Here is a 16,042-nt window from a genome sequence, read left to right as displayed (position 1 = left end):
GGGTGGGGAACTTCGACGATCAACTCCGGGGAATCTCACTGATCGCCATCACCTTAGGCACTGTCAGCGTGAGGGTGGTGAACACTCCCACCTCGTCAGACCAGTTGAGCAGCCGGTCTTCGCTGGTCCCGTCGTTCGCCAGCAGCCCGAGAGTGGTGCGGTCTATCACCTCGAGCATGCCGCTGTCCAGGATATCGAGGTCCAGTTGGGCTATGTCACCCAGGTCCTCGGGCTTGGGGTTCTGATCGATCTCGTAGAACTCCATCTCGAACGAACCGTCCGAGGCGGTCTCTTTAACCGTAGCGCCGAGTCCGTGGCTACGACCGTCCCGCGACTCCTCCACACTGACGCTGAACATGACGCCCGGCCTGGGTACCGGGTCGTCGTTCGCGTCCGACCAACGACTAAGACGACCAACGGCCGTGACAGACCTGTTAGCGTGGCGTGTCGGCCAGTCGGAAGGATCCCATGGCAAAGCCAGCGAGCAAGCGCAAAAGGATCGGCTGGGTATTGGGTGGCTTGATGGTCCTGGTTATCGCGGGTGGCGCTCTCGCGGCTCACAGCCGATTCAAGGACGTAACGGACGACCACCCGGTTGACGCTATCGAGTGGGCATCCGACCGCGGGATTACGCAGGGCTGCGACACCGACAAGTTCTGCCCAGACCAGCCGCTAAAGCGGAAGCACGCCAGGGTGTTCATCGAACGCTTCTACGATCAGGTCCTCGGCGCCGACGGTGACGACCAGTTCTCCAACCCTGACTTCACACGTGCGGACATGATGGCTCTTCTCCACAGTATGGCCGCGCCCGCCGACACTACAACAACCACCGCACCCACTACGACTACGGTGCCCCCACCTTCGGGCAGCTGCACCCACTGGCATGCGGGACACCCGAAACACACCCACCCCGGCACGGATCACGACGGGACGCACACGTCCGGCAATTGTGCCGGCTATTAGCCCTGGGCACTCACGTCAACTAACTCCCCAATCTTCGTGCTTGAGCACAAAACCGAGCGGACCCGTTGTCGACGCCGCACCGACGCTCCCCGACGACTGTGGGCAATGTACCGGTCAGCCATGAGCGGCGCCGAGACGACTGTGAAGACCCTAGGCCCGCTCGATAGAGACGATGCGGCGAACGAGCTTGCGAGGTGACTGTCGGACTGCCTGGGTGGTCGTGTAGGCCTCGAGGATCGTCGAAACCACCCAAGCCGCCTAGACCGGCGCCTTGTTAGGTCGGGTGCGACAGTCACACAAACCCCGCGACATGGCGGGCGGCCACCGGCTGCAACAGCGGGGACGGCTTCGTGCGAACCTAAGGCTCGAGCGAGTTAGAGCGCGTCCTGAACCTAAGGTTCGGACGGGGTAGCGTGAGCCTGGGGAAGGGGTGCGGGGAGCTGTGAGCCTCCCCGCATCTGGTGGGCGCGTTTGGCTAGACCTTTCCCGGGTCCGCGCTGTTGGGCGCGGGCGTTCCCTGGGGTTAGGGGGTGGGGAGGGTGTAGGTGTTGGGTTGGCCGGTGGGGGTTGTCCGGTAGCTGAGGGTGGCGCCATCGGTTTAGGGCGTCTCTTGGAGTGGTCATGCGGACACGCGGACACGGTCACGGCCGATGTGCAGGCGGTCGGTATGGCTGTAGGCGACTAGCCAGACATCGATGCCGGAGCGTATTTTGCGGCGCAGTTGTTGGCGGGATCTACCAGGACTCCGGAGCCCGTGGTGCGCGCGGGGATGGGGCCGGCCCAGATCTGGCGGGCGGTGGCCGTGTGCGTGTCGTGGCGGGCGGTGATCGTCTCGATGGCGCCGGTGTCGGAGTCGCGGTGGTAGACGAATGCGGCCACGCCGCCCACGAATGTACTAATCCTACGACGTGCAGGCGGCCTGGTGGGGTTGGTTCTTGGCATCCACCAGACCCCGTGTGAGTGCGGTCATCGTCAGAGTGTCACCAAAGCGGGCCCACCTCACATGACGATGAACACGACGTTTCGGTGGAGTAGCCGGACGAGCTTGCTGTAACGATAGTGCTGGTCGGAGAAAAGGCCTCTGCCTGGCTCCAATCTCCGCCGGCCTGCGGTCGATCGCCACCATGAGCCAAACTCGATGATCGTCAACATCCGGCACCGGTGCGAGGCAGGTGCACCCTGATGAGTCCCATTGTGCGCGCCGGTTCAGCAGCCGGCGTCGATGAATTGGGGCTGCGTGGGAATCTGATTCGGAAGCGCCGTAGCCGGCGTCCCCGGCGTGGGGATCCAGTCTTGGATCCAGGTCATGCACAGGCCTCCGTACTCGACGCGCAGCAGGTTATCCAGAGCCGGCAGCGACGGGTTGTTGCGCCAGGTCGTCCACAGTTCGGCGGCGCTGGTGATGTTGGTGTAGTACCAGTCAGGCGCCCGGCCAGGCGCCCGTCGGTCCTCCAGGCCCTGCGAGACGACTTGCTCGGCCTCGCGTGTTGGTGTACTGGGTAGCCCGGTGCAATCGCGGCTGCGGCCCCCCTGGTAGTAGGGCAGCCAAGCGTGGGGCGCGGTGACATGCAGCAGCGTGTCGGCTAGGACCTGGGCGCCATGCAGGTAATCGCCGGGCGAGCATCTGGGATACCTGGAGGCGAAGTAGAGCTGCACGGCCCCCCACTGCTCGCCCGCGGCAATACCGAGATCGTACACACGGGCGAGCTGGCGAATCACAGTCCCCACAGACATGTCGGTGATGGTCATGGCCGTGACGGCGCATCCTGACAACGGATTGGTCGTGCAAGCGAAGGTAATATCGCCGCCAGCACCCGCCGTGCTGGCTGTCGGGCTGGCTCTCGTAGACGTATCGATGTGGTCCCATGCCTCACGCAGCCAGGGGAACCGCCGTTCCCGATTGTCCACAACCCGGTCTATGAAGTCCAGCAGCAAAGCGTTCTCGGTCCTGGGCAGCTCCAAGGAACGAATCCTGCTCAACAGCTGGACAGGCGTCGGAGTGAGTCTGTTCGTGACGGTGCCGTCCGCGAGTTGCCCGACGTTGTTGCCTCCCCAGCAGGAGACTGATCGGTTGGAGTGCAGGGCGCAGGCGTGGGCTCCCACCGTGGCCGATCCCGGGCTGACGCTGATGTCGATGGCGTTGGTGATGGTGTTGAGCCGCACCGGAGCGTGGCGGCGGGTGGTGGTGCCGTCTCCGACCTGGCCGACGTCGTTGCGTCCCCAGCACGAGACCCCGCCGCGCAGATGCAGCACGCAGGCGGTTTCGTTGCCGACCGAGACCTTCACCGCGTCACTGATGTTGGCCACCTGGGTCATGCCCGGCGATCTGGATGCGTCAAGGTCCCAGCAGAAGACCCGACCGTCGGCGGTGGTTATGCAGGTCTCGACCCCGCCCATCGACACCGAAGTCACGTCGCCGGGGACGGCCACGGTCGACGGCCTGGTGCCGTACACCCCGCCCCAGCACGACAGCGCTCCGTTCCGGTGAATGGCGCAGCTGTGGTTCTCGCCCGCCGAGATGGCCACTGCGTCGAACCGCCGGATGATCAACTGAGGCCAGTTGCTGCCCGAATAGGTGGTGCCGTCGCCGAGTTGACCCAGGTTGTTGGCGCCCCAGCAGGAGACGTCGCCGTCGCGGTGTACAGCGCAGGTAAAGCCCGCCCCCGCAGCCACTGCCACCGCGTCCCTAACGTCGGAGACTGGCTGTGGCAGGTAGTAGCTGTTCGTGTTCCCCTGTCCAAGCTGCCCCTCTGATCCTGCGCCCCAGCAGGAGACATCGCCGTTGTCGTGCACTGCGCAGGAGTGCAGCTCGTCGGAGGGGTGGTCGCTGATGCTCAGCGCGACCACGTCAACGAGGTCTGCGGCGCTCAGGTGCTCCCGGTAGCCGTCGTCGCCTCCCCAGCATGTTACCGTCTCGTCAGAACGGATCGCGCAGGTGCGGCCCCGGATGGCCGCGATCTGGGTGTCACCGCTGCGTGGCCCCTGGCTGTTGGTGATCGTGCCCGGACCTGTCGTTCCACCGGTGTTCGTTCCGTCGGTGGGTCGGCCGCCTCCGATGATCGTTCGGCCCGCATTGGTCAGTCCGCGGTTCAAGAAGGTGGCCATGTGGGCCCGGGTCGTCGACTTGTCAGGACAGAAGCGAGCGGGGCGCTGCTTGCACCCGACGGTGATGCCGGCCGCGAACACGGCGTCGATGTTCTCCTCATGACGGTTGCCTCGGGTGTCGGCAAAATTGGCCGACGATGCCCGCTGGAGCCTGAAGGCCCGCACCAGGAACGACGCCATCTGGGCCCGGCTGACCGAGTCGTCGGGGCAGTAGCGCAGCGGGTCCTTCTCACAGCCTGTGGTGATCCCCAGGTCGTACAGCCGCTCAACGTAGGGCATCCACCACTCGTCGTCGTCCACATCCGCGAACCTCGACTCCTTGACCGGGGACGGGTCCTGGCCGTCGATGACCCGCACGATCCACACCGCGACCTCCCAGCGCCTGGCCAGCTCGCCGGGACAGAACTTGCGCGCCCCACACTGGGTGCCGTCGAACACGCCCAATATGTCGAGCGCCTCGATGTTGCTGCCGTGCACGGAAGTCCCGCCGACGTCGGTGTAGCGGTCCTGAGCCGACGCCGTTGCCGCCAAACCACCAGCCACAACCGCAGCCGCGACAGTGGCGGCCACAACCCGCCTCGCGGCCCGGCGGGCCGGTCGCCAGCGATGGGTGTGCCCCACAGCCAAGCCACAACCCCTCTACTGAGGATTCAGCCGGTAGGTGCGGTTGACGAACGAGTCAGGCAAGTGGTCCATGGTCTCTTCCGTTCGTGGGTTGTGTACGTAGTCTCCCACATCTGTACGCCATGCGGCACCGGTCCGACGGCCGCTGCGTAGACGCGAGGAGGCCCCCGCCAAATGTGCGAGGGCCTCCTCGGGGTTAGTAGTTTCTTCGACGGCCTAGCCGCCGCTGTTATGCACTAGCTGCCACAGACCCCCGCGAGCGTCCATGTGGCCCTGTCCCTCGGCCGGGCCGCGTCATAGCCGGTCCACGTCAGCGTAGGCGTACCGCCAAAGGTGATCTCCGTAATCGTCGGGTCGTTCCCCGCCGCCAGCACCTCCATGAACTGGGCGAAGCTGACGGAGGTGGTACCGACGATGAAGTTGTCGTCGGTGCCGAAGACGTAGTACTCGGGGTCGTCCGTGCCGCCCTCGACAACGATGATGCGAGCCGACGGATCGGCCACACGCACCGCCGCTGTGGTGCCATTTGCGGCTGAGCCGGGCTCGGCCCAATAGACCGAGAACTCTGCGGCAGTGAGATTGACGAGAGTGTGAGTGCCACCGGTGGTCGACTGAATAACAATCGCCGTATCGGTTTGTACTTCTGACCTGACGCTGGCCGGGCTCGTGTAGACGATCCGGGCTCGGCCGTTGCTGGCCACACTCGCGTACACCGTGTCCCCATCGTCAGCATCGTTGGGATCACTATCTGCGGTACCACCGGAAGGCGTGAGTCCGAACCGATAGCTGGTCGCAGACGTCCCGCGGTACGTATCGCCGTACTGGTCAAACAGGGTGAGCGTAACCTCGTTGCGGTTGCCGGTGCTGCTGAAGCGGCCCCAGTCCCGCGTCGAGATCGTGTAGCTGGACGGTTCCCTGTCATCGTCAGAGAACACCGCTGCCACCAAAGCGACAGTCGGGGCGGCGCCGTCGATATTCACGGTCACTGCTCCGTCCTCCGGTACGTTGGCGGCCACTTCGTTGCTGGTGGTTCCCCGCGGATGTGCCGCGTCCGTGATCTCCAGCCCTTCCTCGGCGCGACCTCCGAGCGCCACGGTGATAGCCACAAGCACATCAGAGCCATCGGCAGCACCGCTGGTATCGGGATGCGGGATGCGGACCGAGATCCGCCCGTTGCGGTCAGGCGTCATCGTCTCCGTTGCCTTGCGTGAGGTTGGCGACAGCGTGCCCGTACCTAGATCCACGGTTACAGCCGACGAACGGTCTACGTCAACCACGTAGGTCGTGACGCTGAAGGTGCGGTTCACGTCAGGCTCGGGGCCTACGGGGTTGCCAGCGCTATCCAGGAGCTGGATCGTGTAGCTCAGCGTGTCGGTGCCCATCTTCAGGTCGTAGCTCGTCCCGCCGCTGAGGAGGGCGCTCGCCGGTGTGCGCAGGCCCGACTGGGCGTTGGCGGACTCGGGCACGGTGAGGGTGGTGTCACGCCCGACGGTGTCGCCGTAATCGCCTGTCCACGCCCAAATGCCGTACTTGGAGTCGGGATCGTCGAGCCCACTCGCCGTCAGCGTGTACTCGCAGACCTTGGCCGGCCTGCCGGCAGAGCCGATCTCGGTGAACACGTGGTTGCCGTCGTCGCCGGTGCGCTGCTCGCCTTGGTCGATCTGGCAGGCCTCCCAGCCCGTCTCGAAGCCGAAGCCCGAGTTCGACACGTAGCGGTCGATGCACTCTCTCCTGGCGTCGAAGACATCGTCGGCGTAGTTCGTGGTGAACAGCTCGACGGCGGCATCGGCGATGGGGCTGTAGTCGGCGTCGCGCACCGATACCTGGGTCGAGGTGAGGGTCTGCTGCGCGGTGACCCCGGCGGGCCGCAGGTTGGTGTGACCCAGGGTGCGCATGATGAAGCTCGCCATCTCTGCGCGGGTCACCGGCCTGTTGGGCTCGAAGGTGCCGTTCTCGCCGACCATGTCGTTGGTGCCGGTAGTAATGCCGAGCTCATAGACCGCACCGATGATCTCGTCGACATGGGCGGGCATCGTCCTACGCGCGTCACCGAACCAGTCGTCGACTGGGGTGCCGTCGCCGTCGACGACGTTCAACTCGATGCCGGTCCCGTCACCGTCAACCGTTACGGGCAGATTGTCGATGTGGACCGAGGCCAGCGCCAGATCGGTGAACGCGAACAGGTGCTGGGCCATGTCGGCTCTGGTGACGATGCCCCCAGGATCAAAGGTCGTGGCTGTACGCCCCTCCATGATGCCCGCGGCCGCCAAGCGGTTGATGGCATCCACCCGGTCCGCGCCGGTGACGCCCAAGTCGCTGAAACCGGCGTCCATGGCGTCGCCTAGATCGACACCAGCCACCGTCGCCATGCGGGTCAAGAACAGCGCCATCTGCGAACGGGTCACACTGCTCCGGGGATCGTAAGTGTTGCCGGTCTTGCCGGTGCTGATCCCGTAGTAGGCGAGGCAGTTGATGTTGTCGTAATGGACGCCGCCCATGTCCACGTCATCGAAACCGTGACCCGCCTTCGCCGGGCCAAGGCACGCCGTCCACGTAGCCTGAGCATCGGCGTTCTGCTCAGCCGCGGCCGCCGGGGAAACCCCGGTGACAGCGAGCATCGAAGCGACCAAGGCACTCACGACAAGCACTGCCAAACGCGAGCGCCGCTTGTTCACTAGCTGGGGCATCGGCCCCTCCTTTGCTTGTAACGGGGGCGCATGCCCTCTCAAACGGGGCATTGGCCCCTCCTTTCGTTTCCACCTTGGCGAAGTTCTGCCCTTCCGGGACCGCACAACTCGCACATGCAAAACCCTCGCGGATGCTCCCGGATAACGCTACCTGCGTCAACCACCGGCCACTCCCCTCTGGATCGCTGACCCGGAACGTATGGAGAACCTTACCACGGTGACAGGGCCCATGCCGAACACAGAGTGTAGCACGGCACACTGAGCAGCACGTTCATTCATGGCCATCCATTCCAGATGTGTAACGCTGTGTTGACCAACAGGAGCGGAACCCTCCGACACCCGTCGTTCACATCATGTCACCGTAACAGCACCAGCGGCGCACGGCAACCGTTCGCCATGGCCGACGACGTAGCGCGCGGGAGACGCCGCGCGTGGAATCGCCCGGTCTGTCCGAGTCCGTCAGCAGGGCCTCCGGGCAGGCCCAGGCGGTCGAGCCAGGCGGCGTCCACCAGAACATGGCGTACCATGGGCACCTGGGTGTGCTGGACTACCGCGTGCCGGGCATCGACCAGCGGGGCCCGGAGCACCGAGCGGGCCTCCATCAGGGCCAAGTCGGCGGGGCTGTAGGCGGGCTCGGGGCCAGCGGAGGCTCCAGGTCGCCATTCGGGAGCAGATCCCGGGATGTGAACACGCTTGGGTTGCCAAATGCAGCGACTACAAGGGCAGCTCGGGGCCGCATCTCGGTGTGCATGTCGCTCATCATGTCCACCTCCAGGTACACGTTGACCCCGGCGGCCAACAGGTCCGGCACCCGGGTAACGCATTTGGCCAGCTTCATGTTGTTGGACAGGCAGTGGGCCACATTGGCGTTGCGCTCGGCCAGCAGGTCGATCTCGGCGTCGTCGAGGATCACGCATGGGCCAGCGGTCGAGGATCACGCATGGGCCAGCGGAACGCCACCATCCGGCCAAGCCGGACCGGTTCCGGCCCTATCGAGTCGAGAGTCTTTTTTTCGCGTTCTCGGAAGAATTCCGCCGGATCGGAGGGTCGCCGGGCGGCCAAGACCCGTTCGGTTGCGGACCGGTGGCCGGCGGTCGTGTAGCGAAGCGGTTCTGATGTGTATATATATATGTATAGGCGGGCGGGAGAGCCCTGGGAATTACAGGAAGGGACGAGCTGAGAATCCGGCGACCGGCACGGGTGCCTACGAGCCCCCTGCCGCTTAGCTAGTTGGTAGTTGCTGGTTGGAAAGACTCGGGAGCTACGAGGAGAGGACGAGCTGGGTACCCCCTGAGCGGCACGGGGCTACGAACCGCCGGCCGCGACCTTCTCCCTGGGGCGAATCCTCTTCAACTCACCCTTGACCTCACCGAGATCGCCGACTGTCCGGAGGAGGGTGTCGCCCATCCGAGCCTGACTCGCTTTCAGGTCGGCCACATCCTTCTGCAAGCCAGCCTGACCCTCCTTCAACCCGGCCACATCCGCCTTCACCACCGCCAAGGCCTTCCCCCTGTTGGTCAAGACGCCGCGTGAGCCTCGCCATCGCGCGCCAGAGGAAGCCCAGTATGAACGACAGAGCCGCCAAGAGAGGCTCTAGAGTCAACTAGCTGCGGATCCATCTACCACTCCATTCCCTATCCATGCTAGAAGCATTGTCCCACCGAGTAAGAGCGCATAGCAGATATCTACTTATCAACAAATGGTTAATCTAGAGAAGCACATGGCTGCTATCCGATCAGGGTGATAAGTATTTTTATCACTCTTGTAGTAACCAGCAACCAGCTATAGGCCCTTGGGGTGCCAGACGGTCTTGATCTCGGTGAAGGCGGCAATGGCGTAGGGGCTCTGCGCCCCGGCCCAGTCGATCTCGCCGCCGGGCGGGCGCACCACCCGCTTCACTCCGGCGGCCGCCTCCTGCTCGATGTCGTGCATCATGGCGGGTTCGGCGCCGAACGCGTCGATGGCGTTGACGTTCAGGTGCGAGGCCAGGTACGGGACCATGGCCTTCTTGGGGCCGGTGAGGATGTTGACCACCCCTCCGGGGACATCGGCGGTGGCCAGCGCCTCGGCCAGCGTGATGGAGGGGGTGGGCCAACGCTCGGAGGCCAGCACCACCGAGGTGTTGCCGGACACGATGACCGGCGCCACCCGCGACACCAGGCCGAGCAGCGGGGAGGGCTCGACGGCGATGATCCCCACCACGCCGGTGGGCTCGGGTGTGGAGATGTTGAAGAACGGTCCGGACACCGGATTGAGGTTCCCCATCACCTGGGCGAACTTGTCGGCCCATCCGGCGTACCACACCAGCCGGTCTACGGCCTGGGTGACCTCCTTGCGGGCTTTGGCGGCGCTGACGCCGGTGAGTTTTACGGCCGCTCCGAACGCCTCGGCCCGGTCTTCGACCATCTCGGCGATCCGGTAGAGGATCTGGCCCCGGTTGTAGCCGGTGCGGGCGGCCCAGCCGGGTTGGGCCCGCCGGGCGGCCCGGACCGCCATCCGCAGGTCCTTGCGGGTGCCGGCGGCCACCCGGGCGACCACCTCGCCCTTGTGGTCGAGAGCGGGGAACGACCGTCCCGACTCGGAGCGCGGGAAGTCCCCGTCGATGTACAGCTTGTAGGTCTTGCGGACCGCCAGCCTGCTCACGGCCCACCTCCCGGGAGAGTGCCGAGTCGGAGGGTGCTGAGTGGTTGGGTGCGGAGTCGTTGGGTGCGGAGTCGTTGGAAGAGCGCGAAAAACGCCGCTGGCCGGGCGGGCGTCCCCCAACGGGTCCCTCCCCCGCCGCCGCCACCATGGTCCGGGGCGTGAGCGGCCACGCCCGGCTTGATGCCGGGTGAAGCGGCGGATCGCTCCACGAAACCCCTTCTGTATGTTCCCTCCGTCCCGGCCGGGCCGATCGGAGCTTGCGCAGCTGTCGGCCGGTGGCGGTGCTTGGCATGAACCAACCTATAGGGAGGGTGTGACACGTTCGCGTCCGGGTGACGGGAATAGGCAAGGGAGGCGTCAATCGGCCGTGAAACTCCGGCACGGGACGCTGAGAGGGTGCCGGCGGGGACGGCGGCGGGTCGGCGTGCGATGGTCTTCGGGCGTGGGTTTCTCGGTCGGATAGCGGGCTGACCGGACATTCTTCAGTGCCCCTCCAGGTACGGGAGCAGGCCGTGGCGGCCGCCCTCCCGGCCGAACCCGGACTCCTGGTAGCCGCCGAAGGGCGAGGCCGGGTCGAACTTGTTGTAGGTGTTGGCCCACACCACCCCGGCGGCGAGCCGGTCGGCCATCCACAGGATGCGGGCGCCCTTGGTGGTCCAGACACCCGCGGACAGGCCGTAGGGCGTGTTGTTGGCCTTCTCCACCGCCTCGGCCGGGGTGCGGAAGGTCATGATCGACAGCACCGGGCCGAAGATCTCCTCCTGGGCGATGCGATGGCTCTGGGAGACGCCGGTGAAGAGGGTGGGGGCGAACCAGAAGCCCCGTTCGGGCAGCACACACGGCGGCTGGTACATCTCGGCGCCCTCGGCCACGCCCACGTCCACCAGGTCGGTGATCCTTTGGAGTTGGGCCCGGCTGTTGATCGCGCCCACGTCGGTGTTCTTGTCGAGCGGGTCGCCCACCCGCAGGTGGGTGAGGCGGAGGCGCAGCTTGTCCATGAGGTCGTCGAAGATGGACTCCTGGACCAGGAGGCGGCTGCCGGCGCAGCACACGTGGCCCTGGTTGAAGAAGATGCCGTTGATGATCCCCTCGATGGCCTGGTCGACGGGCGCATCGTCGAAGATGATGTGGGGCGCCTTGCCCCCCAGCTCGAGCGTCAGGCGCTTGCCGGTGCCGGCCAGGCGGCGCTGGATCAGCTTGCCGACGGTGGTGGAGCCGGTGAAGGCCACCTTGTCGATATCGGGATGGCCCACCACCTCGGCGCCGGTGCTTCCATCGCCGGTGACGATGTTCAGGGTGCCGGGGGGGAGGCCGGCCTCGGCGGTGAGCCGGGCGAAGGCCAGGGCGCTCAGCGGGGTGGTCTCGGCCGGCTTGAGCACCACCGTGTTGCCGGTGGCCAGGGCCGGCGCCACCTTCCAGGCGATCATCAGCATCGGGAAGTTCCAGGGGATGACCTGGCCGACCACGCCCACCGGGGCGGTGTCGAGGCCCGGGAAGGCGTACTCCAGCTTGTCCGCCCAGCCCGCGTAGTAGAAGAAGTGGGCGGCGGCGAGGGGCAGGTCGATGTCGCGGGACTCGCGGATCGGCTTCCCCCCGTCGAGCGTCTCGAGCACGGCGAACTCCCGGGACCGTTCCTGGAGCATGCGGGCGATCCGGTAGAGGTACTTGGCCCGTTCAGCGCCAGGCATGCGGCCCCAGGCGCCCTCGTAGGCCTTGCGGGCCGATCTGACGGCTCGGTCGACGTCCTCGGCGCCTCCCTCGGCGACCCGGCTGAGGGTCTCCTCGGTGGCCGGGTTGATGGTGGGGAAGTAGCGGTTGGTCTTGGGCTCGGCGGGGTTTCCGGCGATCCAGAGATCGTAGCTCGGGTCGACTGACACCACATCGGTGGACTCGATGGAAGCCACGTAGTCGAGGCCGGCCGGGACGATCTCGGGGCTCCGGGCGGGGCTCGGCGCTTCGGGGGGGCTCATTGGCTCGGACGGGGTCATGGCTCGGAAGGGTCCATCTGGCGGATCAGTCCTTGGTGAAGTAGTCGGACGACTGGTAGTGGCCGTCACGGAGCCAGCGGATCTGCATGAGCAGGTCGTTGACCAGGCTGGAGGCCCCGAAGCGGAACCGGTCGGGGGTCAGCCAGTGGGACCCCAGGGTCTCCGACAGCAGGACGAGGTAGCGGATGGCCACCTTTGCGGTGCTGATCCCGCCCGCCGGCTTCATCCCTACGGGCGTTCCGGTGGCGGCGTGGAAGTCGCGGATGGCCTCGAGCATCACCAGGGTCACGGGCAGGGTGGCGGCGGGGGAAACCTTGCCGGTGGACGTCTTGATGAAGTCGGCGCCGGCCGCCATCGCCAGCATCGAGGCCCTCCGCACGTTGTCATAGGTGCTGAGCTCGCCGGTCTCGAGGATGACCTTGAGGTGGGCGGGCCCGCAGGCCTCCTTGACCGCAACGATCTCGTCATGGACCCTGAGATAGTCGCCGGAGAGGAAGGCGCCCCGGTTGATCACCATGTCGATCTCGGTGGCGCCGGCGGCTACCGCCCAGGCGGTTTCGCCGGTCTTGACCTCCAGGGGGGCCTGGCCGGACGGGAAGTAGGTGGCCACCGACGCCACGGCCACGCCGCTGCCGCTTCCGGCGAGGGCCTTGACGGCGTGGGGCACCATGTTGGGATAGACGCAGAGGGCGGCCACCGGGGGGATGGAGGGATCGGTGGGATCCGGGCGGATCGCCTTGGAGGCCAGCTGGATGACCTTGCCGGGGGTGTCCCGGCCCTCCAGGGTGGTCAGGTCGCACATCCGGATGGCCAGGTCGAGCGCCGCCAGCTTGGACTCCCGCTTCACCGAACGGGTGGACAGGGCGCCGGCCCGCTCCGCCACGCCCACCTCGTCCACGGAGGGGACCGCCCGCAGGAAGGAGTCGATCGTCCGCGGGGAAACGGAGGGCCCGAGGAGCGGGGATGCGGGGGCGGTGGTGGCCGGAGCTGACATCGTGTTTGGAAGGGTACCCCGAGTGTCGGTTGGCCGGTTCGTGGCGCGTGAGGTAATGGGGTCGGCGGGGTTGCGATCCGGGGCTGCGCGCTGCGGAGTTGCTTGTGGATCGGGGCGGTCAGGCGTGTGGCCGGTTCCTCCTGCACATATATATACGTGTGGTCGGGGGCCGCTGCGGGAGGCCTGCGGGGCGGACCAACCTCAGGCAGTGCTTACAGCCGCCCGGCAGGAACGGCCCGCACCAACCAGCTGGAGCGGCCCTCACAATCGGAAACGGACTAGGTCAACCCGACCTCCGCCTAGCCAAGGATCGAGACGGCTTTGACGGCCTCTCGTGGTCGAAGCTCTCCGGGCGCGGTTCGTGTGGCTAAGACCACCTCTTGACAGACGCCAAGTCGACCTTCAGGTTCCGGAGGGCCGAACTCATCTCGGGAACCCTGTCGTCCAACCTCGCCTGGCCCCTCTCAAGTGTCGACACATCCACCCGCATAGACCGCACGTCCGACTGCAAGTCCCACAGGTCGCGCTGCAAGTCCGACAGTTTCTCCTCCAGCCTTTCGATGCGGTGCTCCGAGGACTTCAACGTCATCCTGTCGGGCAGCACGATCACGAAGATCACCCCGATCAGGCTCAGGAGAAATAGCCATGCCAGCCCTACATCCATTAGCTCACTCCTTACTACGGGCGTTCAAGAAGGGCGTCGAGAGACGCGGTCAGTGTGGCCCCCAACCGACCGGTCCCTCTGCCTATTGCCATGACGATAGTGTTATCTTGTTAACGATACGTCTGAAATTGATGGGAAAAATTACATTGTCACATGTTCGCCATTACATCTCGACCAGATAGGCCGTTGTATCCGGAATGCGACGACTCTGGTCCCAGACCGCCGTCGGCCTAGCTGGAGCTAGGAATCCTGGAGGATGCCTCCAGCTCCGGCGGATGGTCCCCGAACACATGGGAAGCTAGTGGTCTGTCTGCGAAACAACCGGGTGCTCTGGCGGCCATCGGCGCCCCGTCGCTGCCTCGCCATACCACACCGCCATTACACAGACAGACCACTAGGGGAGGCGATCGGAGCTATGACCGGACAAGCCTGAGCGCTGGTTAACTGCTGCGGACCGGACCCTGTCCTTGGGCCCTACGAGCCGCCGGCGCCGATCTTCTCCTTCGGGGAGGCACTCCGCTGCCCGCCCTCCAACCGACCGAGGTCGCGCATGATCTGGACGATGTTGTCGTCCATCCGATCGTAGCGAGACCGGAGATGGCCAAAATCGTCTCTCAGCTGGCCGAGATCGTTCTTCACATGCCCGAGATCGTTCTTCACCACTGCCATGTCCGTCTTCAACTCCCCCACGTCCGACCTCAACTCAGCCATGTCGTTGTCCTGTTTGTCGAAACGCCCGTCCTGCTTGTCGAAGCGCTCGTGCAGCATCTTCATCTGCGCGGCTATCGCACGCCAGAGGAGCCCCACCGCCAGACCCACGACACTGCCCAGCAGACCCAGCAGCGTGAGGAGTGTTCCCCAATCAACGAACTGCGCGGTCACGTGCTCTCTCCTTCACTTCTCGATTCTACAGATTCGTCTCGCCAGCACACCGTTGTCGACATCCTGTCCTGAGCTGTGACCGTCCAACATACGTACTATATATCAATCCTCTTATTCTATTGGTTGGTCTATGGCAGAAGATTTTGTCATTCTGTCATCATTCTCAGAATATAACAAGCAGCCATGACGGGCTGCTGACCGTGGCCGGGTGGCATCACAGCACGGAGGGAACCGGTGGGGTCGCGGCGTCGAAGCGGGGGCAATCCCGGAATGTGTCACACCCCGCCCTTACCATGCCGGGCATGGACATCATCACCGTCATTCTCGGTCTTGTTCTCGCCGGCGCCCTCGGGGCGGGGGTGGGATTGGCCCTGGCCCGGCGGCGGGGTCGTGGCCCGGAGCTGGCAGTGGATCCCAACGCGCTGGTGGAGCAGGTGGTGCGGGTGACCGGGCAGGCGTTCCAGACCCATCTCGAGACCGGCCGGGCCGAGATCCGGACCGGCCACGCCGAGATCGCCCGCGAGCGTGACGTCTTCGACACCAAGTGGGAGCCGCTGGTCGCCAGGGTCAACGAGGAGCTGTCCGGCATCCGGGGGCTGGTGGCCGAGCTCCAGAAGGACCGGGCCGCCCAGCACGAGGGCCTCACCGAGAGCCTGCGCAACGCCGCCGACCAGCAGAGCCGGCTGCTCGACTCCACCCAGCGGCTCAACGACATCCTCGGGAACTCTCAGGCCAGGGGTCAGTGGGGAGAGCGGATGGCCGACGACATCCTGCGTTCGGCCGGGCTGATCGAGGGGGTGAACTACCGCAAGCAGTTGACCACCAGCGCCGGCACCCGGCCCGACTTCAGCTTCGACCTACCGGACGGGCGGCTCCTCCACATGGACGTGAAGTTCCCCCTGGAGGCCTACGTCCGCTACCTGGAGGCCGGAACGCCCGACGAGGAGGAGGCCGCGGTCAAGGACTTCGGGAGGGCGGTGTGGCGCCACATCCTGGAGACATCCCGGCGCGATGCCTACCGCGAGTCGATCAGCACGGTCGGGTTCGTCCTGATGTTCGTTCCCAACGAGCGGGTCTACGCCTTCATCCACGAGCACCACGCGCAACTGCTGGACCAAGCGCTGTCGGTGCGGGTGGTGGTGTGCTCCCCCTTCACGCTGTTCGGGATGGTCTCGCTGGTGCGCCAGGCGATGGACACCATCGCCCTGGAGCGGTCCTCCCAGGAGATACTCGACCACCTGACCGTCTTCGCCGAGGAATGGGGCCGCTACGTGGCGAAGGTCGAACTGGCGGAGCGCCACCTGGGCCGTCTCAACTCCGCGTTCGGGGAGCTGACGACCACCCGGCAACGGAAGCTGGAGCGGACGCTGGACCGCATCGAGGATCTCAAGACCCGCACCCCCAAACCGGCCCTGACCGGCGCACCCGACAGCGACGGCCTGGCGCACCCTGCCGCGGCCCCGGAGGAACTGGCCGAGTCGGGCTAGCGCCC

General features: G+C 65.7%; 14 protein-coding genes. 2 read left to right on the top strand and 12 right to left on the bottom strand.

Going from position 1 to position 16,042, the window contains the following annotated elements:
* Nucleotides 1–19: 19 nt before the first annotated feature.
* Complete coding sequence (locus OXM57_06120; GenBank protein MDE0352248.1) at nt 20–358, bottom strand: hypothetical protein; 339 nt, start codon at nt 356–358, stop codon at nt 20–22.
* Nucleotides 359–468: 110 nt separating this feature from the next.
* Between OXM57_06120 and OXM57_06115 the strand changes: the two genes are divergently transcribed.
* Nucleotides 469–963: an S-layer homology domain-containing protein gene (locus OXM57_06115; protein MDE0352247.1), complete on the top strand. Its 495-nt coding sequence runs from the start codon at nt 469–471 to the stop codon at nt 961–963.
* A gap of 681 nt (nt 964–1,644) precedes the next feature.
* Here OXM57_06115 and OXM57_06110 read toward each other — a convergent pair.
* The 11 genes from OXM57_06110 to OXM57_06060 form a co-directional block, all read right to left on the bottom strand.
* Nucleotides 1,645–1,851, bottom strand: coding sequence for a hypothetical protein (locus OXM57_06110; GenBank protein ID MDE0352246.1), 207 nt, complete (start codon nt 1,849–1,851; stop codon nt 1,645–1,647).
* A gap of 318 nt (nt 1,852–2,169) precedes the next feature.
* Nucleotides 2,170–4,638, bottom strand: a complete 2,469-nt coding sequence (locus OXM57_06105) for an S-layer homology domain-containing protein (protein MDE0352245.1) — start codon at nt 4,636–4,638, stop codon at nt 2,170–2,172.
* 290 nt (nt 4,639–4,928) lie between these two features.
* Nucleotides 4,929–7,379 carry an S-layer homology domain-containing protein gene (locus OXM57_06100; protein MDE0352244.1) on the bottom strand — a complete coding sequence of 817 codons (2,451 nt, stop codon included), beginning with the start codon at nt 7,377–7,379 and terminating at the stop codon, nt 4,929–4,931.
* Between the two features lie 356 nt (nt 7,380–7,735).
* Entirely contained in the window at nt 7,736–7,981 is a 246-nt protein-coding gene (locus tag OXM57_06095; protein ID MDE0352243.1) for a hypothetical protein, read from the bottom strand.
* Nucleotides 7,981–8,292 (bottom strand): amidohydrolase family protein, encoded by a 312-nt coding sequence (locus OXM57_06090; protein MDE0352242.1) that lies wholly within the window; start codon nt 8,290–8,292, stop codon nt 7,981–7,983. The genes OXM57_06095 and OXM57_06090 overlap by 1 nt, the downstream gene beginning before the upstream one ends.
* A 392-nt stretch (nt 8,293–8,684) precedes the next feature.
* Entirely contained in the window at nt 8,685–8,900 is a 216-nt protein-coding gene (locus OXM57_06085; protein MDE0352241.1) for a hypothetical protein, read from the bottom strand.
* Between the two features lie 261 nt (nt 8,901–9,161).
* Nucleotides 9,162–10,022, bottom strand: a complete 861-nt coding sequence (locus OXM57_06080; GenBank protein MDE0352240.1) for an aldehyde dehydrogenase family protein — start codon at nt 10,020–10,022, stop codon at nt 9,162–9,164.
* 482 nt (nt 10,023–10,504) lie between these two features.
* Nucleotides 10,505–11,992: an aldehyde dehydrogenase family protein gene (locus tag OXM57_06075; GenBank protein ID MDE0352239.1), complete on the bottom strand. Its 1,488-nt coding sequence runs from the start codon at nt 11,990–11,992 to the stop codon at nt 10,505–10,507.
* Between the two features lie 43 nt (nt 11,993–12,035).
* Nucleotides 12,036–13,004 carry a deoxyribose-phosphate aldolase gene (gene deoC / locus OXM57_06070; protein MDE0352238.1) on the bottom strand — a complete coding sequence of 323 codons (969 nt, stop codon included), beginning with the start codon at nt 13,002–13,004 and terminating at the stop codon, nt 12,036–12,038.
* A gap of 367 nt (nt 13,005–13,371) precedes the next feature.
* Nucleotides 13,372–13,668, bottom strand: a complete 297-nt coding sequence (locus OXM57_06065) for a hypothetical protein (GenBank protein MDE0352237.1) — start codon at nt 13,666–13,668, stop codon at nt 13,372–13,374.
* A gap of 474 nt (nt 13,669–14,142) precedes the next feature.
* Complete coding sequence (locus OXM57_06060; GenBank protein ID MDE0352236.1) at nt 14,143–14,550, bottom strand: hypothetical protein; 408 nt, start codon at nt 14,548–14,550, stop codon at nt 14,143–14,145.
* Nucleotides 14,551–14,852: 302 nt separating this feature from the next.
* Here OXM57_06060 and OXM57_06055 point away from each other — a divergent pair, with 302 nt between their 5' ends.
* Nucleotides 14,853–16,037, top strand: coding sequence for a DNA recombination protein RmuC (locus OXM57_06055; protein ID MDE0352235.1), 1,185 nt, complete (start codon nt 14,853–14,855; stop codon nt 16,035–16,037).
* Nucleotides 16,038–16,042: the final 5 nt, after the last annotated feature.

The sequence above is a fragment of the bacterium genome (genome assembly GCA_028820935.1).
Lineage (GTDB): Bacteria > Actinomycetota > Acidimicrobiia > Spongiisociales > Spongiisociaceae > Spongiisocius.
The sequence above is the reverse complement of the archived record's forward strand: the minus strand, read 5'-3'. Positions and strand labels throughout refer to the sequence as shown.